The organism is Niallia yueguangensis (assembly GCF_052663115.1).
The window spans coordinates 1-21,481 of sequence record NZ_JBQTCX010000038.1 but is presented as its reverse complement, the minus strand read 5'-3'; the positions used below and the strand labels follow the sequence as shown (position 1 = coordinate 21,481).

General features: G+C 36.2%; 18 protein-coding genes and 2 riboswitches. Of the genes, 15 read left to right on the top strand and 3 right to left on the bottom strand.

The annotated features are described in order from the left end of the window. Nucleotides 1–64 precede the first annotated feature (64 nt). A complete protein-coding gene (locus ACTYA4_RS21420; RefSeq protein ID WP_443483463.1) occupies nucleotides 65–718 on the top strand; it encodes a redox-sensing transcriptional repressor Rex in 654 nt (217 codons plus the stop codon). A gap of 55 nt (nucleotides 719–773) precedes the next feature. Here the strand turns inward: ACTYA4_RS21420 and ACTYA4_RS21415 are convergent, their stop codons facing one another. Continuing rightward, nucleotides 774–977, bottom strand: a complete 204-nt coding sequence (locus tag ACTYA4_RS21415) for a YdiK family protein (protein ID WP_443483464.1) — start codon at nucleotides 975–977, stop codon at nucleotides 774–776. Beyond that, nucleotides 978–1,703, bottom strand: a complete 726-nt coding sequence (locus tag ACTYA4_RS21410) for a CPBP family intramembrane glutamic endopeptidase (RefSeq protein WP_443483465.1) — start codon at nucleotides 1,701–1,703, stop codon at nucleotides 978–980. A 335-nt stretch (nucleotides 1,704–2,038) separates the two neighbouring features. Here ACTYA4_RS21410 and groES point away from each other — a divergent pair, with 335 nt between their 5' ends. The 3 genes from groES to ACTYA4_RS21395 all read left to right on the top strand — a co-directional run bounded on the left by groES (nucleotide 2,039) and on the right by ACTYA4_RS21395 (nucleotide 5,875). After that, entirely contained in the window at nucleotides 2,039–2,323 is a 285-nt protein-coding gene (gene groES, locus ACTYA4_RS21405; RefSeq protein ID WP_443483466.1) for a co-chaperone GroES, read from the top strand. 84 nt (nucleotides 2,324–2,407) lie between these two features. Continuing rightward, nucleotides 2,408–4,039, top strand: a complete 1,632-nt coding sequence (gene groL, locus ACTYA4_RS21400; protein WP_443483467.1) for a chaperonin GroEL — start codon at nucleotides 2,408–2,410, stop codon at nucleotides 4,037–4,039. 471 nt (nucleotides 4,040–4,510) lie between these two features. After that, nucleotides 4,511–5,875 carry an amino acid permease gene (locus ACTYA4_RS21395; protein ID WP_443483479.1) on the top strand — a complete coding sequence of 455 codons (1,365 nt, stop codon included), beginning with the start codon at nucleotides 4,511–4,513 and terminating at the stop codon, nucleotides 5,873–5,875. A gap of 260 nt (nucleotides 5,876–6,135) precedes the next feature. Here the strand turns inward: ACTYA4_RS21395 and ACTYA4_RS21390 are convergent, their stop codons facing one another. Beyond that, the gene (locus ACTYA4_RS21390) at nucleotides 6,136–6,330 is read right to left on the bottom strand and encodes a hypothetical protein (RefSeq protein WP_443483468.1); all 195 of its coding nucleotides are present in this window, start codon (nucleotides 6,328–6,330) and stop codon (nucleotides 6,136–6,138) included. A 264-nt stretch (nucleotides 6,331–6,594) separates the two neighbouring features. On the opposite strand from ACTYA4_RS21390, the gene ACTYA4_RS21385 reads away from it, so the two are divergent. The 11 genes from ACTYA4_RS21385 to ACTYA4_RS21335 all read left to right on the top strand — a co-directional run bounded on the left by ACTYA4_RS21385 (nucleotide 6,595) and on the right by ACTYA4_RS21335 (nucleotide 21,371). Beyond that, nucleotides 6,595–6,927 carry a hypothetical protein gene (locus ACTYA4_RS21385; protein WP_443483469.1) on the top strand — a complete coding sequence of 111 codons (333 nt, stop codon included), beginning with the start codon at nucleotides 6,595–6,597 and terminating at the stop codon, nucleotides 6,925–6,927. 201 nt (nucleotides 6,928–7,128) lie between these two features. Continuing rightward, nucleotides 7,129–8,523, top strand: a complete 1,395-nt coding sequence (locus ACTYA4_RS21380; protein WP_443483470.1) for a TerD family protein — start codon at nucleotides 7,129–7,131, stop codon at nucleotides 8,521–8,523. Nucleotides 8,524–8,638: 115 nt separating this feature from the next. After that, nucleotides 8,639–9,595 (top strand): AAA family ATPase, encoded by a 957-nt coding sequence (locus tag ACTYA4_RS21375; RefSeq protein ID WP_443483471.1) that lies wholly within the window; start codon nucleotides 8,639–8,641, stop codon nucleotides 9,593–9,595. Beyond that, the gene (locus tag ACTYA4_RS21370) at nucleotides 9,596–10,804 is read left to right on the top strand and encodes a DUF58 domain-containing protein (protein WP_443483472.1); all 1,209 of its coding nucleotides are present in this window, start codon (nucleotides 9,596–9,598) and stop codon (nucleotides 10,802–10,804) included. Next, entirely contained in the window at nucleotides 10,801–13,017 is a 2,217-nt protein-coding gene (locus ACTYA4_RS21365; protein WP_443483473.1) for a transglutaminase TgpA family protein, read from the top strand. Before ACTYA4_RS21370 ends, ACTYA4_RS21365 begins: the two co-directional genes overlap by 4 nt. Before the next feature lie 29 nt (nucleotides 13,018–13,046). Beyond that, nucleotides 13,047–13,150: riboswitch (purine riboswitch) on the top strand. Between the two features lie 238 nt (nucleotides 13,151–13,388). After that, entirely contained in the window at nucleotides 13,389–14,936 is a 1,548-nt protein-coding gene (gene guaA, locus ACTYA4_RS21360) for a glutamine-hydrolyzing GMP synthase (RefSeq protein WP_443483474.1), read from the top strand. Nucleotides 14,937–15,040: 104 nt separating this feature from the next. Continuing rightward, nucleotides 15,041–15,143, top strand: a riboswitch (purine riboswitch). 132 nt (nucleotides 15,144–15,275) lie between these two features. Further along, a complete protein-coding gene (locus tag ACTYA4_RS21355) occupies nucleotides 15,276–16,604 on the top strand; it encodes an NCS2 family permease (RefSeq protein ID WP_443483475.1) in 1,329 nt (442 codons plus the stop codon). A gap of 287 nt (nucleotides 16,605–16,891) precedes the next feature. Beyond that, nucleotides 16,892–17,734 carry a glucose PTS transporter transcription antiterminator GlcT gene (gene glcT / locus ACTYA4_RS21350; RefSeq protein WP_443483476.1) on the top strand — a complete coding sequence of 281 codons (843 nt, stop codon included), beginning with the start codon at nucleotides 16,892–16,894 and terminating at the stop codon, nucleotides 17,732–17,734. A gap of 178 nt (nucleotides 17,735–17,912) precedes the next feature. Continuing rightward, nucleotides 17,913–20,456: a glucose-specific PTS transporter subunit IIBC gene (ptsG, locus tag ACTYA4_RS21345; protein WP_443483477.1), complete on the top strand. Its 2,544-nt coding sequence runs from the start codon at nucleotides 17,913–17,915 to the stop codon at nucleotides 20,454–20,456. 214 nt (nucleotides 20,457–20,670) lie between these two features. Beyond that, nucleotides 20,671–21,102, top strand: coding sequence for a hypothetical protein (locus ACTYA4_RS21340; protein ID WP_443483478.1), 432 nt, complete (start codon nucleotides 20,671–20,673; stop codon nucleotides 21,100–21,102). Between the two features lie 146 nt (nucleotides 21,103–21,248). Further along, nucleotides 21,249–21,371 (top strand): hypothetical protein, encoded by a 123-nt coding sequence (locus tag ACTYA4_RS21335; RefSeq protein WP_445505860.1) that lies wholly within the window; start codon nucleotides 21,249–21,251, stop codon nucleotides 21,369–21,371. The last annotated feature ends 110 nt before the right edge of the window (nucleotides 21,372–21,481 follow it).

Below are 21,481 nucleotides of genomic sequence, written 5' to 3'. Positions count from 1 at the left end.
AAGTTAGTATTTACAGCAATAGGGAACTATTTTTTCTTATTAAAATAACAGGTAGGGGATAAGAATGAGTAATGAGGTAATGAAAATTCCGCAAGCGACTGCTAAGCGGCTACCTTTATATTATCGATTTTTAAAAAACTTGCATTCTTCAGGAAAACAGCGTGTTTCATCGGCAGAATTAAGTGAAGCAGTTAAGGTTGACTCTGCAACTATCAGAAGGGATTTTTCTTATTTTGGTGCATTGGGTAAAAAAGGATATGGTTATAATGTGAATTATTTACTTTCTTTTTTCCGCAAAACGTTAGACCAAGATGAACTGACAAAAGTTGCATTAATAGGTGTAGGTAATTTAGGGGTAGCTTTTTTAAATTATAATTTTTTAAAAAATAATAATACAAAAATAGAAGTAGCCTTTGATGTTGCAGAAGAAAAAATTAATGACAAAATCGGTGAAGTAACCATTTATCATATGGATGATTTAGAAAAAGTAATTTTAGAGAATGATATACAAGCGGCTATTTTAACGGTTCCATCAGCAGTTGCCCAAACGATTACAGATCGTCTAGTAAAGAGTTCAATAAAAGGTATTCTTAATTTTACTCCTGCTAGATTAAGTGTACCTTCTGATGTACGTATTCATCATATTGATTTAGCGATTGAATTACAGTCCCTTGTTTACTTTTTGAAACATTATCCAACTATTGAAGAGGAAGAATAATAATTAAGCGCATTTAAGCAGAAGGATAAATACTGCTTAAATGCGCCTTTTTTTGTTATTTCTTTGATTTGTTTTTTATAAAGTAATGATAAGCAATTAATCTGATGCCTGAACCGATATCAAATGTTGCCAGTAAGATTAAAACGTATGTTAAAAAGCCCCAGCCATTATTTGTTTGAATATTTTGTATGGCGAAATATGTAAATAACGCCCCTAACAAAATATAAATAACGCCGGAAAATAAAGCGGATTGCCTCATCTAAAATCCTCCAATAAAATGTGAAATCTGATTATACTGTTCGAGCCATTTTTGTATATGCTCTTGATTTAATTGAATAATAATAACAAGTGTATTCATCGAAACGTGGGCAAAAATGGGCACAAGAATCCTTTTTGTTTTTACATATAAAAAAGCAAATGTAAAGCCCATGCTTGCGTATAAAAGAATATGAACAAACTCATAATGTGCAATGGCAAAAACTACTGAACTAATTAATGCGGACAAAAAGAAATTTAAACGCGTGTATAATGCACCAAATATAATTTTTCGAAAAATAATTTCTTCCAGTATCGGACCGATAATGCTGATCACAAGGATTACAATAGGTGAAAATTCGACTAATCTCATTAATTGTTCTGTGTTTTGAGAGCCTGCGTTTATTCCCATTAAATTTTCAATCATACTCGCCATTCCTTGCGCAAATAAGGAAAGAAAAATACCTCCTATTGCCCAGCCAATAGAAGTTGGCAAGCTGGCGGCTTTATTCCGAATAGGAGTTTTCATTTCATGGCGCAATAATCGCAATACAATAATTAAAGTAACGGTAAAGCTGAATACGATCCAAATTACATTCGCCCAAGACTTTATGTCTTCTTGTTCATAGCCAAAAAATGCCCCGATGAAATAAAGAAGAGGCAGACCGATAATATATGAAAACTGCATACCGATATACGCAATTAAGATAATCCAATATTCCTTTTTCATTAAGCATGCTCCTTTATACTACGAGTTATTCTTTTAGTTTTAACATATAGAAAGATAAACTAAAGTATGTATTCTTTTATGTTTTATACATATAATTTATGGACATAATAGCAGCAGGTTAAATGGTCCATACCTTCTATTGTACTAATAAGTAGCTATAGGTTTCAAATAGTAAAGGGGAAGAATGAAAATTTATAAAAAATAAAAGCATGACTCTTGCAAAATGAAACAAGATTAATTAATATAATACTTGTGTTAGCACTCAAGGTAAACGAGTGCTAATAAATAAATTGAAAATAAATTTAATTACATATTATTTGAGGAGGTTGTTTCACTTGTTAAAGCCATTAGGAGATCGTATAGTTATTGAGCTTGTTGAAACAGAAGAAAAAACTGCAAGTGGTATTGTATTACCAGACTCTGCGAAAGAGAAGCCTCAAGAAGGTAAAGTAGTAGCTGTAGGCAGTGGTCGCATATTAGAAGACGGTAAGCGTATTGCTCTTGAAGTAGCTGTAGATGACCGCATCATCTTCTCAAAATATTCTGGAACAGAAGTGAAATATGAAGGAAAAGAATATTTAATTCTTCGCGAAAGTGATATTTTAGCAATCGTAGGCTAATCAATTATCATAACGCAAAGATTTGTTTTGATAAAACATAAACGATCATAAATAGATATAAAAAAATCGAGGAGGTTTTTCAAAATGGCAAAAGACATTAAATTTAGTGAAGAAGCACGTCGTGCAATGCTGCGTGGAGTGGACGCACTTGCAAATGCTGTTAAAGTAACATTAGGACCTAAAGGACGCAACGTTGTATTAGAGAAGAAATATGGTTCTCCGCTTATTACAAATGATGGTGTTACAATTGCAAAGGAAATTGAACTAGAAGATGCATTTGAAAACATGGGTGCAAAACTAGTAGCAGAAGTAGCAAGCAAAACAAATGATGTTGCTGGTGATGGAACAACTACTGCAACAGTACTTGCACAAGCGATGATTCGTGAAGGGTTAAAAAACGTTACTGCAGGGGCTAACCCAATGGGCATCCGCAAAGGGATCGACAAAGCGATTGCAACGGCAATTGAAGAGTTAAAAGCAATTTCAAAACCAATCCAAGGCAAGGAGTCTATTGCACAAGTTGCTGCAATCTCTGCTGCTGATGATGAAGTTGGTCAATTAATTGCAGAAGCAATGGAACGTGTTGGCAACGACGGTGTTATTACAATTGAAGAATCAAAAGGTTTCACAACGGAATTAGACGTGGTAGAAGGTATGCAATTCGACCGTGGATATGTATCTCCTTACATGGTAACTGATTCAGATAAAATGGAAGCTGTTCTTGAAAATCCTTATATCTTAATTACAGATAAAAAGATTTCTAACATTCAAGAAATCCTTCCAGTGCTTGAGCAAGTAGTACAACAAGGCAAGCCGCTATTAATTGTTGCTGAAGATGTAGAAGGTGAAGCAAGTGCTACATTAGTAGTAAATAAACTTCGCGGTACATTCACTGCAGTTGCTGTAAAAGCACCAGGATTTGGAGATCGTCGTAAAGCAATGTTAGAAGATATTGCTATTCTTACTGGAGGTCAAGTAATTACAGAAGATTTAGGCTTAGACCTTAAAGCTGCAACGATCGATTCTTTAGGACGCGCTGCAAAAATTGTCGTAACGAAAGAAAACACAACAATTGTTGAAGGTGCTGGCGAATCAGAACAAATCGCTGCACGCATCAACCAAATCCGTGCGCAAATGGAAGAAACAACTTCTGAATTTGACCGCGAGAAATTACAAGAGCGTCTTGCTAAGCTTGCAGGCGGAGTTGCAGTAGTAAAAGTTGGAGCTGCTACTGAAACAGAATTAAAAGAACGCAAACTTCGTATTGAAGATGCATTAAACTCTACTCGCGCTGCTGTGGAAGAAGGTATCGTAGCAGGTGGTGGAACTGCACTTCTAAACGTATACAATAAAATCGCTGCTATCGAAGCAGAAGGCGACGAAGCTACTGGTATTAACATTGTTCTTCGTGCAATTGAAGAGCCAGTTCGTCAAATCGCTCACAACGCTGGACTTGAAGGTTCAGTAATCGTAGAACGTTTAAAACACGAGCCTGTAGGAACAGGATTCAACGCTGCTAACGGCCAATGGGTAAACATGATCGAAAGCGGAATTGTTGACCCTACTAAAGTGACACGTTCAGCACTTCAAAACGCTGGATCTGTTGCAGCAATGTTCTTAACAACAGAAGCAGTTGTAGCTGACAAACCAGAAGAAAACGCTGGCCCTGCAATGCCTGATATGGGCGGTATGGGTGGAATGGGCGGCATGATGTAATAACTTAATAAACCCATTATTGGGTTTGTTGAGTTGTAATATAGAATGCTTATAGTTTGCTCATAATATATAAAAAGTCCTTTGTAAGTTTATCACTTATAAAGGACTTTTTTTGGCGGTTATTTGCGAGACTCCTGCGGAAAAACGTGCTGGAAAGACTTCGCAGTGAGATACGAGCAAAGGCTTGCCAGTTCGTCCGCGGAAAGCGAGCGATAAGCTTCGGAAAACCCCTTTTAACAGAGCTTATTTTCAGGGTAACCAATTAAAAAACGAATTGTCACTATTTTGGCAATTGATTGTTTCGGTTATTATAGCTATCATTATATGAGGTGCTTTTTAAATTTGGTAACTGTGCTTCCGGGATTATTTTAAAATAATCAGTGCCAATAGACTAAAACGCCTTTCCTAAGGTTGTAGAGTTTGAGTTATGAAAAGCATGTAAGAATTAACTTAATAGAAAGTTGGAATAGTATGAAGGAACAAAAATTAGCTAGATCCCTAAAAAATAGGCATGTACAGCTTATTGCTATTGGAGGGGCAATTGGAACGGGCTTATTTCTTGGTGCGGGAAAATCTATCCATTTAGCAGGGCCATCCATTTTATTTGCTTACATTATTACAGGAGCAATCTGTTTTCTAATCATGCGAGCGCTTGGTGAATTACTCCTAAGTAATTTAAAATATCATTCTTTTGTTGATTTTGTAAGAGATTATCTAGGCAACATGGCTGCATTTATAACAGGCTGGACTTACTGGTTTTGCTGGATTTCCATTGCAATGGCTGACTTAACGGCTGTGGGTCTCTACACCCAGTTTTGGTTCCCTAGTGTACCGCAGTGGATGCCTGGATTAATTGCACTTGTCATTTTGCTTATCATGAATCTTGCAACAGTAAGGCTGTTCGGAGAAATGGAATTTTGGTTCGCCTTAATTAAAGTCATCGCAATATTAGCATTAATTGTTATTGGCATAATCATGATCATAAAGGGATTTTCTACAGATGCAGGCTCATCTAGTTTTACAAATTTATGGAGCCATGGAGGGATGTTTCCAAATGGCATGAATGGATTTATTCTCTCATTCCAGATGGTTGTATTTGCCTTTGTTGGCATTGAACTTGTAGGATTAACAGCAGGAGAAACAGAAAATCCGGAAAAAGTAATTCCTAAAGCGATTAACAATATTCCTATCCGGGTTTTAATTTTCTACGTTGGAGCTCTAGTTGTAATAATGAGCATATATCCTTGGAATGCTATCATTCCAACAGAAAGTCCTTTTGTCCAAGTTTTCTTGGCAATCGGGATTGTAGCGGCAGCAGGCATCATTAATTTTGTCGTTTTAACATCCGCAGCTTCGGCATGTAACAGTGCTATTTTTAGTACAAGCAGGATGATATACTCACTTGCAAAAGATAAAAATGCGCCTGAATCATTTACAAAGCTTACTAAAAACCAAGTACCTTCCAATGCATTGTTCTTTTCAATGATTATCATTTTAATTGCAGTCATATTGAATTATGTCATGCCAGAGGGAGTATTTACACTGATTACAAGTATTTCAACTGTTTGCTTTATTTTTATTTGGGGAATTACTGTAATATGTCATTTGAAATATCGCAAAACAAGACCAGATCTAGCAAAATCAAACAAATTCAAGTTGCCGTTTTATCCATTTTCCAATTACTTGATTCTTGCTTTTCTAGCATTTGTTCTAGTCGTGCTTACACTTGCAGAAGATACGCGTGTCGCTTTGTTCGTCACTCCTGTATGGTTTATACTTCTAGTTGCAATTTATAAGATAAGAACAAGAAATAAGATGGCAGTAAGAACTAATTAAATAGGATTAGGCTGTTTTTTCAAAGTTTGTTGTTTTTTACAGTGAAAAAATGGTATAGAGAGTTTGAAAACGACCATCATGTTGGTTAGGAGAGGCGTCCGCACGACTCCTGCGGGATGATTTTCCCTATCTATATTTCATAGCATCCACTTTTTCAGTGACCTCACCAAAGCGATGAGGAGGCTCGACTCTCTCCTACGGAAAGCGAAGTGTATTTTAAAAGCAACAAAAACAGCCTAGGATTTAAAAGACCCTTCTCTTTAACGAGAAGGGTTATTTTGATCTTGCTCATACTCTGAAGATGTTATTGGAGTAGGAGAAACATTCTGTTGTTGTTGTCTATCTTTATTTTCATATTCTTTTCGGATTTTCCCGCATGTAATGCATTGTCCGCTGTAATAATAATTAAATTTATGGTATCCACGCAGCTTGCAAATGAGTTCACCGAATATCATTTATCCCAACTCCTTTTTCCTCTAATTAATTGTACTACAAGCCAAAATGAGTATAAGGTTAAATAAATGTAAAGTGTCTAGCAAATTGATGACAATAAGACATTTTCGTTAATTTCTTGCAACAAAAGAAAATATTACGATAATCAAAAAACATTATTTTTAAATAGAGAAATAATTTGTCGTTTTTTAGACAATAAATTTAGCAGGATATTAATCTCTGTACAAGAAGTTAGTTATCAAAAGCAGATTGAGGGAGGTTATCATTTGGACATTGCTAAAGCGAAAAAAGAGATTGTGAAGTTAAAACAAGAAATAGAGCTTTTAGAACAATTTATTTGTTTAGCAGAGTCTTATCAGCCTGCTAGTTTTGAACAAGAAGTAATCAAGCAATATGCATTTAGAGACAATATTACCGAGGTAGCAAAAAGGCTGGATTGTAAAGGGGACAGGAATAATACAGTAAAGAAATTGATTCCTGCACATATTTCAGAGATTATTAAAAGCGAACCAAAAGATGAACTGCATCGGATTGTTCGTACGTTCTTTTATAAAAATAAACGCGGAAGAAATCAAAGTTACTATTCTAATTTTACTTAATGATAACAAAGAATAATACTGTTGTGAAGTTTCCTTTTTCAGATTAAGGGAAACTTTTTTGCATTTCAATCGTAAGCAATAAAGTATGTTGATTTCTTATAAAAGCTTTGAAAATTCCAATCAAGAAACTATTCATGTAAAATAAAAGAAACATATATAACGAAAAAGATAAGAGGTTTTTTTAATAGAGGAGGCAAATAGATGGGAGTAATGCTAAGCAAGGGGCAAAAGGTGGATTTAACGAAAACAAATCCAGGCTTAAGCAATGTGATTGTTGGATTAGGTTGGGATATTAACCACCATGGAGCAAATTATGATTTAGATGCATCAGCTTTTTTGCTTGGAGCAAATGGGAAGGTGCATAGTGATACTGATTTTATTTTTTATAATAATCCAAGCGGCGCAAATGGTTCGGTTATGTATAGCGGGGATAACAGAACGGGAGCAGGAAATTTTGATGATGAACAAATTAACATTGATTTAATGCGCGTTCCACCTTCTATTCAGCGGATTGCCTTTACGATTACGATCCATCATGCAAATGAAAAGGGGCAAAACTTTGGACAAATTTCCAATGGCTATGTGAGAATAATAAGTGAAAGAGAAAATGTGGAATTGATAAGGTTTAATCTAGGAAGAGATTATACAGTGGAAACAGCCATTGTTGCTGCAGAGTTATACCGACATAATGGGGAATGGAAATTTAATGCGATAGGAAGTGGGTTTCAAGGAGGCTTAGCTGCGTTATGCCGCAATTTTGGTGTGACAGTAGATGATGAACCGACACCACAGCCGATGAACAACTCCTATTCGCAGCCAACTTATGCTCCTCCCCCACAGCCAAATCAGTATAGTGCACCTTATGCTGACTACGGACAAGCTTCTTTACCCCATTTAGGCACAAATACGGGGCATTATCCGCCGGCAGCGAATGGTCAAGTACATACTAACCAAACGTACGGTGGAGATCATATTGTTTGTCCACGCTGTCATAGCACAAATGTACGGACTGGTGAAAAAGGTTTTGGTTTAGGGAAAGCGGCAGTTGGAGGCTTAATTTTAGGCCCAATTGGCTTGCTTGGCGGCTTTATTGGAAAGAATCAATTAAAGTTCACTTGTAATAGCTGTCGGAACAATTGGTCTCCTTCTAATACAGATTATGCTGAATGGGGAAGACAGCAAAAGCAAAAAGCAAAAGAATTGTTTATGCGCTTTAAAAGTCCAGATACATTAGATGCTGTTGTGGCAGCTTGTGCATTGGTAGGAATGGCAGATGGTAGATTAGATCCTTCTGAAGAGAGAAAAATGGTGGAGTTTATTCACCAAAGTGAAGAATTGCGTGTGTTTGATACAAATAAAGTGCTGCAGCAATTTAATCAATTTATAAGAAGACTAGAATATGATCAAATTATTGGTAGAGCAGAATGCTTTAGAGCGCTTGGTAAAGTTCGTTCTAAGCCAGAGATTGCGAGACTTGTTGCAAGGTACTGTATTGCGATCGGCTATGCAGACGGTCATTTTGATCAAAGAGAAAAACAAGTAGTCATGGAAATATGTCAAGAATTAGGATTAAACGCGAATGAATTTTTGTCCTAAATAAATATAGTAGAAGAAAATAGAGTAGGACAAGAATTAAAGATCTCTATTCTGTTTTCTTCTTCCGAAATTTGGCTGCAAAATACATAAAACAAGGCAAAATTGGAGGAGACCGATGTCCATAAACAAAACAAACGTAAAAATTAACAGAATAATTGAAAATATTGAAAAGGTTATGATTGGCAAAAGAGAGGTAGCGGAATTAAGTTTAATTGCTTTGTTGGCTGAAGGGCATGTTCTTTTAGAGGATGTACCAGGAGTAGGAAAAACGATGATGGTTCGTTCTTTGGCGAAATCGGTCGGCGCAAACTTCAAAAGAATTCAGTTTACACCGGATTTACTTCCTTCTGATGTTACAGGTGTTTCCATATATAATCCGAAAGAAATGGAATTTCAATTTGTTCCGGGACCAATACTTGGGAATATTATTTTGGCAGATGAAATAAACAGGACATCTCCTAAAACACAATCTGCGTTATTAGAAGCAATGGAAGAAAGCAGTGTAACGATTGACGGCACTACGCATGAGCTAAACAAGCCCTTTTTTGTGATGGCAACACAAAATCCCATTGAATACGAAGGGACATACCCTCTCCCGGAAGCACAATTAGATCGTTTTTTATTAAAAATGAAAATGGGTTACCCGACCGTGCAGGAAGAAATGGAAGTGTTGACGAGAGTGCAAGTACAGGCTCCAATTGAAAATTTACAGCCTGTCGTATCGCTAGAAGAATTAGTAATGCTGCAAGAAGAAGTGAAAAAAGTGTATGTAGATGACACGGTGAAAAAGTATATTGTGCAGCTTGCAGATAGCACAAGAGTCGACCCTAGTGTTTATTTAGGTGTTAGTCCAAGGGGATCAATTGCAGTGATGAAGGCAGCTCAAAGCTATGCTTTTATACAAGGTCGTGATTATGTGCTGCCAGATGATATTCAATATCTTGTAAAAGCAGTATTTGCCCACCGGATTATTTTGAAGTCAGAGGCAAAATTTGAAGGAATATGTGCAGAAGATGTGATAGACCGGGTTGTATCAAAAGTCTCTGTCCCTGTACAAAGGTTAGTGAAATAAATGAAAGTATTTTTTAAAAAATTGATTCCTGTTTGGAAGCTGATCCTATTATTTGTCTTAATAGGCATTACCTTTTCTTATGCGATGTTTCAAGGCGGGTTTGTCAGCTGGTTTTTATTTTACAGCTTTCTTCCCTTTGCCATATATGGCTTGCTTTTAGCCATTTATTCTGTAAAAGAGTGGGAAGTCGTGCGGAGGATAGAGAAGCATGAATATAACGCAAAGGAAACGCTGAAAGTTGAGATTGAATTAAATAGAAAATCTTATCTGCCGATTTTTTACCTGCTTGTCGAGGATTCTTTAAGTCAATCATTAACAGAAGAGAGAACTGGAAAAAAACTGCTTCTGCCTGCTTTTAAAAGGCAAATAAACTATGAATACGAAATAAAAGAACTGCCTAGAGGAGAACATATCTTTTATCATACAAAAGTAAAGATTGGTGATCCTCTTGGTTTAATGGAAAAAGAAGCGGCTGTACCTAATGTAGAAAAAATTATTGTTTATCCAACGTACGAAGAGATGATTTATAAGCCGTTTGAAAACCAATTTGATCAAGGAATGACAGCATCTAAGGAAAGAGTGCAGAGAGATACAACGATGGCTGTTGGCATAAGAGAATATCAACCGGGGGATCGGTTTTCGTGGATTAACTGGAAAGCGAGTGCGAAGCGAAACAGTATGATGACAAAGGAGTTTGAACAGAGACAGTCGCACGATATTATGGTTGTCATGGATTGTGAAGAAAATTCTCGGTTTGAAATTCTTGTGTCTTTTACAGCAACGTTAATTAGAGCGATTTTGAAAAAAGGAGCTCAAGTCGGGCTGCTGTCATTCGAAGAAGAAAAAATGACTTTTCCGATCAGAGGAGGAGATAGTCAGCAGCAATTGCTTTTTTATCATTTGGCAAAAGCTACAAAGGGCAGCAAAATTTCTTTGGCGCAATTAATAGAAAATGAAACACCTACTTTGCAGCAAAATGCTACATTAATGTTGGTTACTGCTAATTTATCAAAAGAGTTAGTAGAAAAAACAAGTTATCTTGCCAGTAAAAAATTTAATATCGGTGTTTTTTTAATAAAAGATATAAAGGAAAGTTTAACAACCAGTGAACGAAACTTAAGAGCTGCATTATCTTCAAGAGGTATTCGTGTAATTCCAGTATCAAATGGGAGATTTCAGGATGCTTTTTCGGAGGTGAAAACAGGATGAGTAAACAATTGGAACAGACTCGGACATTATCTAATTTCATTCTTTATGTGCTTGGTTTATTTCTTATTTTAGAATGGTTAAGGCCGATTGAAGAGTTAACGAATACTGGGAATGTGTTCGTGTTTATACTCTTTTTAGCTGTCTCCTTTTTATTGGCGTTCTTTCGTGCACCAGCGGTTTTTAGTGGACTTATTAAAGTAATATACATGGTATATATCCTGCAATATTTATATGATGAAACACCTTTTTTCGCTTTTAGTTGGGTAGGAACGTTTGTTTCAGAGATCTTGCAAAATATGGCGATTATGTTTGATACCAACTGGCCAGAAATGACCGATATGTTTAAAAGTTTATTGTTTTTTATATTATTATGGCTAATGGCATACTTAATCGATTATTGGCTGATTAAAAAAAGAAAGATTTTCACCTTTTTTTTGCTGACGATGATTTATATTACGGTGTTGGACACCTTTACGCCATATAATGCGGAGTATGCGATTGTACGCACGGTTATTATTGGATTTACAGTAATGGGGATGTTAACTTATTTCCGTCTTCGTGATAAAGAAGGTTTAGAGAAGGATAACCGCTTCTTGTTAAAATGGATGGCTCCGCTGCTTTTGTTTGTTGCAATTAGTGCAGCAATTGGCTATGTGTCGCCAAAGGCAGAACCAATTTGGCCAGATCCTGTTCCGTTTATTCAATCGATGAGCAATAAAAGTGGGAATGACGGGACAGGCGGTGTAAAGCGGGTTGGTTATAGTGTGGATGATTCGAATTTAGGCGGTCCGTTTCAAGGAGATGATACCGTTGTATTCCAAGCGGAAGTGCAATCACCTCATTACTGGAAAGTGGAGACAAAGGACACTTATACAGGAAAAGGATGGGTACAGTCTGAACAATCGTTAGAGTTAAATAGGGATTCTAGCGTGATTGATGAAGGTGATCCTATTCCTTTTTATTCTTTTGAAGAGGGAGATAATGTAAAGTTTACAAAGTATCGAAGCAAGGTAGAGTTTGTCCAGCCTTTTTCTTATCTTTTATATCCCCTTGGCATTCGTGATATTCTTAGTAATTCTAATTTTACAATAGAAAGAGGAAATGAGCGTATTGTTAGTCAAGGTACTATGGATTCTTACATTGTTCGATATAATAAACCAGAGTATAGCTTAACGGCTTTAACGACTGCTGATTTAGAAAAGTTTGTAAGAGAAAATGAGGACATGGTCAAGCGGCATTTACAGCTTCCAGATACATTGCCGCAGCGTGTGAGCGAGTTGGCGGAAGAAATTACAAAAAACGAAGACAATGCTTTTAGCAAGGCGAGGGCTATCGAAAAATATTTTTCGCAAAACGGTTTTGCCTACAGCAAAAGTGATGTAGCTGTACCAGGAGAAAACGATGATTATGTTGATCAGTTCTTATTTGAAACAAAACTAGGCTATTGTGACAATTATTCTACTTCGATGGTTACACTATTACGTTCAATTGGCATCCCTGCAAGATGGGTAAAAGGCTTTACAGAAGGAGAAGTCATTAAAAGTTCTGCAAGCGGCTCTATTTACGAAGTAACAAATGATAATGCACATTCCTGGGTGGAAGCTTATTTTCCTGAAGTAGGATGGGTAACATTTGAACCAACACAAGGTTTTTCGAATGAAAACAGCTATTTGAATGATGTGAAAAATGAAGCAAATAATAAGGAAGAGAAAAAAGAGCAGCAAAAGAAAGAAGTAGAAACAGAAACGAAGCCAAAACCACTGCCAGAAGAACAAAATCCAGCTTCGCAAAAGCAAGCATGGTCTTTTACAGAATGGTGGAACAAAGTAAAACTGTTTAGTATAAATAATTGGGAATGGATTGCAGGTGGATTGTTAAGTGCTGCTATATTTAGTTGGCTGGTTATAACGTACCGCTATAAATGGCTGCCATACTATTTTATTTGGAGATTTAGAAATAAAAATAAGGAAGAAGATTTCCCTGAAGCTTATTTAATATTGCTACGTTTATTAAAAATTGCGGGTATGAGGAAAAAAGAAGAACTTACATTAAGAGAGTATGCGAAACAAATCGATCACCTATATGAATCGAATGAAATGGTTCGGTTAACGGCAAAATATGAGGAGTATTTATATAAAGGACATGTAAATATGAGTGGTTGGGATGAATTGAAAGAATTATGGGAAAATTTAATTAAAAGAACAACAGCTTGACCATTAATTCGACATGTTGTTACAATATTCACATCTATATAATTTACCTTCATATATCCTAGGGGTGATATGGTACGAGAGTCTCTACCTGATCACCTAAAATGGTCTGACTATGAGGGCAGATAAAGTCTTCATGATAAAATTAGGAAAATAGCTGATGCTAATACTCCTACTTTGTTTAGATTAAGACTAGAATTCTGCCTTCGTTTTTTGGGGAGGAGAATTCTAGTTTTTTGTTATGCTTAATCGATAGAAGATAATAGTGCAACTCGCAGTTGAAGTTTTTTAATCTTTTTAGCATGATTCTATCGAATTAAGAAAAAATAGTAAAAAGATGATGATTTACAATAGACTAATTGGGGTGAAAAATAATGGGGAAAGCAAGTATTAACAGTCAAATGATTGTTGTTCTTGATTTTGGTAGTCAGTACAATCAATTGATTACAAGACGCATAAGAGAATTTGGGGTATACAGTGAGCTGCATCCACACACGATTACTGCGGAAGAAATTAAAAAGTTAAATCCAGCTGGTATTATCTTTTCAGGTGGTCCAAACAGTGTTTATGATGAAAATGCATTTGGCTGTGATGAAAAGATATTCGATTTAGGCTTGCCTATTTTTGGTATTTGCTACGGCATGCAGCTTATGACGAAGCATTTAGGCGGAAAAGTAGAAAGAGCAAAGCAGCGTGAATATGGTAAAGCAGAATTAACGATTGAGCATGACAATAAACTTTTCTCTGAGCTGCCAAAACAACAAGTAGTATGGATGAGCCATGGAGATTTAGTAGTAGAAGCTCCTGCTGGTTTTACAGTTGATGGAACAAATCCTTCTTGTCCTATTGCTTCCATGAGCAATGAAGAAGCAGGATTATATGCTGTTCAATTCCATCCAGAAGTTCGCCATTCTGTATATGGAAACGACATCTTAAAGAACTTTGTATTTGGTGTTTGTGGATGCAAAGGCGATTGGTCTATGGAGAACTTTATTGAAATTGAAATGGAAAAAATTCGCCAGACAGTTGGCGATCGCCAAGTTCTTTGTGCGCTTAGCGGCGGAGTAGATTCGTCTGTTGTTGCCGTTCTTATTCATAAAGCAATTGGTGATCAATTAACATGTATTTTCGTTGATCATGGTTTGCTGCGTAAAGGCGAAGCGGATAGTGTAATGAAAACTTTCTCTGAGGGCTTTAATATGAATGTCATTAAGGTTGATGCGAAAGAGCGTTTCTTATCGAAATTAGAAGGCGTAAGCGATCCTGAGAAAAAACGTAAAATTATCGGCAATGAGTTTATCTATGTATTTGACGATGAAGCGACAAAATTAGAAGGCATTGACTTCCTTGCACAAGGAACACTTTATACCGATATTATTGAAAGTGGTACTGCAACTGCTCAAACGATTAAATCGCATCATAATGTAGGTGGTCTTCCAGAAGATATGCAGTTCGAATTAATTGAACCACTAAACACATTATTTAAAGATGAAGTAAGAGCATTAGGTACAGAACTAGGCATTCCGGATGATATTGTTTGGAGACAACCATTCCCAGGTCCTGGTTTAGGTATTCGTGTATTAGGTGCTATTTCGGAAGAAAAACTTGAAATTGTACGCGAATCAGATGCTATTTTACGTGAAGAAATTAAAAAAGCTGGCTTAGATCGCGATATTTGGCAATACTTCACTGTTTTACCAGATATCCGCAGTGTTGGGGTAATGGGAGATGCTCGTACGTATGATTATACAATCGGTATTCGTGCGGTAACTTCTATCGATGGTATGACATCTGATTGGGCAAGAATTCCTTGGGAAGTGCTAGAAGTTATTTCTACAAGAATTGTAAACGAAGTAGATCATATCAACAGAGTAGTGTACGATATTACAAGTAAGCCGCCAGCAACAATTGAATGGGAATAAAATATCGTAAATTTTGACATAATAACGAACATTGATGGGTTTTTCCTTTATCAATGTTCGTTTTTTTATTGACGAATAACATACATGTTGATACACTTGGTTGGCAGCTGAGAAAAATGTATACTCGTATAATATTGGAGAGTATGGTCCGAAAGTTTCTACCGAGCTACCGAAAATAGCTTGACTACGAGGGAAGTGAATATATAGGGATTTTGATGAACTCATAACTCTTTTTATTTTGATTTCCTTACTATTTCACAAACCCTTAGTCCACACTCCAAAAATTATTTGGAGTGTTTTTTCGTTTGATTTAACAAAAAGAGAAGAGGGAGTAATAAAATGAAAAAGTTTTTTCGATTTGAAGAACTAGGAACAAACTATCGTAAAGAATTTTTAGGTGGTTTTACTACTTTTTTAGCAATGGCATATATTTTAGCGCTAAATCCATTCACATTAACACTTGGGGATGTAGCAGATCTTAACCCTGCATTAAGAATGGATTATGGAGCAGTATTCGTGGCAACTGCATTAGCTGCAGCAGTTGGATCACTAATTATGGGGCTATTTGCAAATTACCCAATTGCGTTGGCGCCAGGTTTAGGTTTAAATGCATTTTTTGCCTATACTGTTGTGTTAACACAGCAGCAGCCATGGCAATATGCTTTAGCAGCTGTTTTCATTTCAAGTGCATTTTTCTTATTATTAACGATTTCAGGTTTGCGTGAAAAACTTATTAATGCGATTCCTGTGGAATTAAAGCTGGCAGTTGGAGCTGGAATTGGTTTATTTATTACTTTTATCGGATTGCAAAATTCGAAAATTATTGTGGACAACCCAGCAACACTTGTTCATATTGGAAATTTAACAGAACCTAGCACATTATTAGCCATCTTCGGTATTTTTGTTACGATAATATTGATGGTAAAAGGTATTCATGGCGGTGTGTTTTATGGGATGGTCATTACGGCTGTAGCAGGAATGATCTTTGGCGTAATTGATACACCATCTAAAGTAGTTGGAGCAGTTCCAAGTTTGGAGCCAACTTTTGGAGCGCTATTCTCAGCATTTGGTGATAGTGCATTTTATACACAAAATATGTTAGTGGTTGTTTTAACATTTTTATTTGTTGATTTCTTTGATAATGCAGGTACGCTTGTTGCTGTAGCTAATCAAGCTGGCTTAATGAAAGACAATAAGCTGCCAAGAGCAGGAAAAGCATTATTTGCAGATTCTATTGCTTCTATTTTAGGTTCTATTTTTGGTACTTCGACGACAACTTCTTATATTGAGTCGTCTGCAGGGGTTGCTGCTGGTGCTAGAAGCGGATTTGCAGCTGTAGTAACAGCAGGCTTCTTCTTGTTGGCATTGTTCTTTTCTCCATTATTATCAGTAGTTACTTCTGCTGTTACAACACCTGCACTAGTAGTTGTAGGTATTTTAATGGTTGCTTCATTAGGGAAAATAGACTGGACAAAGTTTGAAGTTGCTGTACCAGCATTTTTAACTATTATTGCGATGCCTTTAACTTATAGTATTGCAACAGGTATTGCCGTTGGATTTATTTTTTATCCAATTACAATGCTTGTAAAAGGCCGTGCAAAAGATATTAATCCAATCATGTATGTGTTTTTTGTTATCTTTGCTTTGTACTTTATTTTCTTGCAATAGTGATATACGAGAAAAGGACTGCTCTTAAGCGGTCCTTTTCTTGAAAGGTAAGAAAATATAAGTTTTCTGAAGTCTGACTGGTGTCTAGCTACAGCGCCTAGCCCCTGTGAAAGATAACCTCTTGTCTCTAAAAGTAAAAAACACTTTTTGAGCCAAGAGAACATTTTACTTCGGGGCTGAACAAGGCGCTTCCGCTTTTCTTAAATATATTAATTTTCCGTTGACTTCCTATTAAGACTTTAATAACATTAAAGTGTCTAGAAGTCTGTCGGAGCGAGGAAAAGAATATGCCTAATCTACTAATCAAAAAAGCGCTGAACAATAATGTGCTTATTGGAGAACATCCATCCTATGGGGAAGTTGTTTTAATAGGAAAAGGGATAGGGTTTAATCAGAAAAGAGGAGACTATATCAATACGGATATAGTAGAAAAATTATTTGTATTAACAAATGAAAAAGAACAAGTTAATTACTTGAAACTTCTCCCTCACGTTGACAATGACTTACTAGAAGTCATTATTTCTTCCATTGAATTAATCAAAAGAAAAACAAATGCAGTTTTAAATGAACATATTCATGTTGCATTAACAGATCATATTATTTTTGCTGCTTCTAGGTTATCGAATGGGTTAGTGCTGAATAATCCGTTTCTTATCGAAACAAAGGCACTTTATCCTTTTGAATATCAAATTGCTGAAGATGTGGTAAAGTTGATAGAAGAGCAAACAAGTCTCCATCTACCAGTGGGTGAAATCGGTTTCATCGCACTGCATATCCATAGTGCGATGATGAATAAAAACCTCTCTGAAGTCAATAAGCATTCCCAGTTAGTAACCCATCTAGTCAATATGATTGAAGAGCAGCTTAATGTTGAAATTGATAAGGACAGCATTGATTATATGCGGCTTGTTCGCCATTTACGATTTACTATTGAGCGAGTCCATGATGGAGAAAAAGTAGAGGAGCCAGAAAGAATAACTTCCCTATTGAAAGATGAATATCCAGTATGTTATAATCTCTCATGGAAGCTCATGAAAGTGATGCAACAAACATTGAAAAAAACAGTTTATGATGCAGAAGCAGTATATTTGACTATGCATATACAACGACTTCAAAAGAAAGTTAAATAGCTATTATCTTATAACGTGTTACTGATTCGATCAGGCATGAGTGAATAAGATGATTGAATTAAAAGTTTTAGGGAAATCTATCCCTATAGCTTCTTTCAGTTATCTTCACTCATGCCTGTTTTTATTTTTTTCGATGATAACGCTTTAATGAGCGAAAAAAACTTAGGAGGTAAACGAGATGTTTAAAAAGTTATTTGGTGTCTTACAAAAAGTTGGTAAAGCGCTAATGCTGCCAGTTGCTATTTTACCTGCTGCAGGTATTTTGCTTGCATTCGGTAATGCGCTTCAAAACCCTGCTTTGTTAGAATTAGCTCCATTTTTCGGAAATAGTGGAGTTGTAATGGTTGCTTCTGTTATGGAAAATGCGGGTAATATTATATTTAGTAATCTTTCCTTCTTGTTTGCCGTTGGAGTTGCCATAGGTCTTGCTGGTGGAGAAGGTGTTGCAGGGTTGGCTGCAATCATCGGCTACCTTATTATGAATGTGACAATGGGGACAGTGCTTGGGATTGATGCGAATGAGTTAAAAGGAAGTACAGAATATGCTTCAATTCTTGGAATACCGACTCTTCAAACTGGAGTGTTTGGCGGAATCATCGTTGGTATTGTTGCTGCTTCCATGTACAATCGTTTCTTTGAAATTGAACTTCCTTCCTATTTAGGATTCTTTGCTGGTAAACGTTTTGTACCGATTGCTACAGCTGTAAGTGCGGTGGCTTTAGGTTTGATTATGATTGTTATTTGGCCTCCAATACAACATGGCTTAAATGCTTTCTCTGAAAATATGTTAGGTGCTAATCTAACACTTTCTGCGTTTATCTTTGGTTTAATTGAACGTGCGTTAATTCCGTTTGGCTTGCATCATATTTTCTATTCGCCATTCTGGTTTGAATTTGGTAGTTATACTACACAAGCTGGGGACATAGTTAAAGGTGATCAAAAGATTTTTATGGCTCAAATTAAAGATGGCGTTCAAAATTTAACAGCTGGTACGTTTATGGTTGGTAAATTTCCATATATGATGTTTGGATTGCCTGCTGCTGCTTTAGCAATCTATCAAGAAGCTCGTCCGGAAAGAAAAGCGGTTGTTGGTGGATTAATGCTATCTGCTGGGTTAACTTCTTTCTTAACTGGTATTACAGAGCCATTAGAATTCTCGTTCTTATTTGTGGCGCCAGTATTATTTGGTATCCATGTTGTTTTTGCAGGGTTATCTTTTATGACGATGCAATTATTAAATGTTAAGGTTGGTATGACATTCTCTGGTGGTTTAATTGATTATGTATTATTTGGTTTAATTAATCCTCAAACAAATGCATGGATTATTATTCCTGTAGGTATCGTGTTTGCACTAATCTATTACTTTGGTTTCCGTTTTGCGATTCGCAAATTTAACCTGAAAACACCTGGTCGTGAAGATGAAGTGCAAGAAGAAGCATCTGAGGGTGCTGCAAATGATCTTCCATACGAAGTGTTAAAAGCGATGGGTGGACAAGAGAATATTGCTCATTTAGATGCTTGTATTACACGTCTTCGTGTTGAAGTGAAAGATAGTAAAGAAGTTGATAAAGATCGCTTGAAACAATTAGGTGCTGCTGGTGTGTTAGAGGTTGGTAATAACATTCAAGCAATCTTTGGTCCTCGTTCTGAAACAATTAAAGGTCAAATGAGAGATGTTATGAGTGGGAAAAGACCACGTCCAGTTGCAGCGCCATCAATGGATAAAGAAGTGACACAACAAATTGAAGATGTAAATCCAGAACCTTTACAAGGTGCTGGCGGAGATGATTCAATTGTTGCACCAATCAAAGGGCAATTAGTGCCAATTTCAGAAGTTCCAGATCCAGTTTTCGCTGGTAAAATGATGGGAGATGGATTTGCGATAATCCCTTCAGAAGGTATGGTTGTATCTCCGGTAAACGGTAAAATTGTCAACTTGTTCCCGACAAAACATGCTATCGGTATTTTGGCGGATTCAGGTCGTGAAATCCTTATTCACTTTGGTATTGATACTGTAAAGCTAAAAGGTGAAGGATTTGAAGCGTTAGTAGCGGAAAATGATCAAGTAACAAAAGGTCAGCCGTTATTAAAAGTAGATTTAGATTACATTAAAGAACATGCAACATCTACAACTACGCCAATCGTCTTTACAAACCTTGCAGAAGGTGAGTCTGTGCAGATTAATAAAGAAGGCAATGTTGAATTAAAAGAAGAAGAAATTGTATCTGTTGGAAATCCAGCATCTTTAGAAGTTGCTGCTAGTAAAGAAGATACGATTGTTGCGCCAATCAAAGGACAATTAGTGCCGATTTCAGAAGTTCCAGATCCGGTTTTCTCTGGAAAAATGATGGGGGATGGATTTGCGATAATCCCATCAGAAGGTACGGTTGTATCTCCGGTTGACGGTAAAATTGTTAACTTATTCCCGACAAAACATGCTATCGGTATTTTGGCAGATTCAGGTCGTGAAATCCTTATTCACTTTGGTATTGATACTGTAAAGCTAAAAGGTGAAGGGTTTGAAACGTTAGTAGCGGAAAATGATCAAGTAACAAAAGGTCAGCCGTTATTAAAAGTAGATTTAGATTACATTAAAGAACATGCAACATCTACAACTACACCAATCGTCTTTACAAATCTAGCAGAAGGTGAGTCTGTGCAGATTAATAAAGAAGGCAATGTAGAGTTAAAAGAAGAAGAAGTTGTATCTGTAGTAAAATAAGTAATAGATTTTTTGTAGAAACTCGGTTATAGATCGCCGGGTTTCTTTTTTTTAGGCTGTTTTTTCAAAGTTTGTTGTTTTTTACGTGAAAAAATGGGAGAAGAAGTACTCAGTAGACTGAATACACGTAGAATCCTGTGGGAATGCGAGAAAGACGAGACTTAAGCAGAGTGTATGCGACGAGGAGGCTCGATGCTCGCTAAACGGAGAATGCATGGAATTTTTAAAGGATTTTTCTATTGAATGGGAAAGGAAAAGAAAAACAGTGTTCCAGCGTTTTCAAGAGACATTTTTGACTCAGTCAAGAGAAATTTCTTTTTATCTACGTGAAATTAAGGAGGAACGGGAAGAGAAGATGAAGATTTTTACTTTAGATGAGATAGGGGTTATCGCAAAAGAAGAATGTATTTCTTTTAGGAGTTTTATATTTAATTTCGAGAATTCAGTTGAAGAAAAAGAATTTGAACGGATGCAAGATTTCTTAGAACACTCTAATAGAATAGAGAAGCTTGCTTTCATTAGGGATGCTAATTATCGCTATGTAGTTGCGCCAGGGTATGATGAAGTTATTTTAGAACTATTAATTGAACTGTTGCGAAAGATGGATCTTTATGATGAAGCTAACAGGATGATTGCAAGAATATAATCTTGTAGGGTAGAAGGAAGATTACCAATAAGAGAAGAAAGTAGGAAGCTTGAGCATAGGTTGTATGTGGGGAATATAGTAATGACTGCACTTAACTTTTTTTGTCGGGAAGTTCTATTGACCTAAAAGAGAGGTGATGCTATTATATGAAAACAGCTCAAGATAATAAATGGTTTAATAACTATATTTTTTTGAGAAAAGTGATTGACTTCTTTTTGGTGAGCTGGTATTATATAAAAGTTGCTTCTGATAGCAACGAAAAAACATAACTTGCTTATCATCAACAATGATTTAAAAGCTTGAAAAAACTTTTTAAAAAAGTTGTTGACGAGATTAAGAGAGTTATGATATATTAATAGAGTCGCTTCTGAAGCGAACA

Coding starts and splice junctions, on each gene's coding strand:
- ACTYA4_RS21420 (WP_443483463.1), top strand. CDS start 65: ATGAGTAATGAGGTAATGAAAATTCCGCAAGCGACTGCTAAGCGGCTA.
- ACTYA4_RS21415 (WP_443483464.1), bottom strand. CDS start 977: ATGAGGCAATCCGCTTTATTTTCCGGCGTTATTTATATTTTGTTAGGG.
- ACTYA4_RS21410 (WP_443483465.1), bottom strand. CDS start 1,703: ATGAAAAAGGAATATTGGATTATCTTAATTGCGTATATCGGTATGCAG.
- groL (WP_443483467.1), top strand. CDS start 2,408: ATGGCAAAAGACATTAAATTTAGTGAAGAAGCACGTCGTGCAATGCTG.
- ACTYA4_RS21395 (WP_443483479.1), top strand. CDS start 4,511: ATGAAGGAACAAAAATTAGCTAGATCCCTAAAAAATAGGCATGTACAG.
- ACTYA4_RS21390 (WP_443483468.1), bottom strand. CDS start 6,330: ATGATATTCGGTGAACTCATTTGCAAGCTGCGTGGATACCATAAATTT.
- ACTYA4_RS21380 (WP_443483470.1), top strand. CDS start 7,129: ATGGGAGTAATGCTAAGCAAGGGGCAAAAGGTGGATTTAACGAAAACA.
- ACTYA4_RS21375 (WP_443483471.1), top strand. CDS start 8,639: ATGTCCATAAACAAAACAAACGTAAAAATTAACAGAATAATTGAAAAT.
- ACTYA4_RS21370 (WP_443483472.1), top strand. CDS start 9,596: ATGAAAGTATTTTTTAAAAAATTGATTCCTGTTTGGAAGCTGATCCTA.
- ACTYA4_RS21365 (WP_443483473.1), top strand. CDS start 10,801: ATGAGTAAACAATTGGAACAGACTCGGACATTATCTAATTTCATTCTT.
- guaA (WP_443483474.1), top strand. CDS start 13,389: ATGGGGAAAGCAAGTATTAACAGTCAAATGATTGTTGTTCTTGATTTT.
- ACTYA4_RS21355 (WP_443483475.1), top strand. CDS start 15,276: ATGAAAAAGTTTTTTCGATTTGAAGAACTAGGAACAAACTATCGTAAA.
- glcT (WP_443483476.1), top strand. CDS start 16,892: ATGCCTAATCTACTAATCAAAAAAGCGCTGAACAATAATGTGCTTATT.
- ptsG (WP_443483477.1), top strand. CDS start 17,913: ATGTTTAAAAAGTTATTTGGTGTCTTACAAAAAGTTGGTAAAGCGCTA.
- ACTYA4_RS21340 (WP_443483478.1), top strand. CDS start 20,671: ATGGAATTTTTAAAGGATTTTTCTATTGAATGGGAAAGGAAAAGAAAA.
- ACTYA4_RS21335 (WP_445505860.1), top strand. CDS start 21,249: ATGAAAACAGCTCAAGATAATAAATGGTTTAATAACTATATTTTTTTG.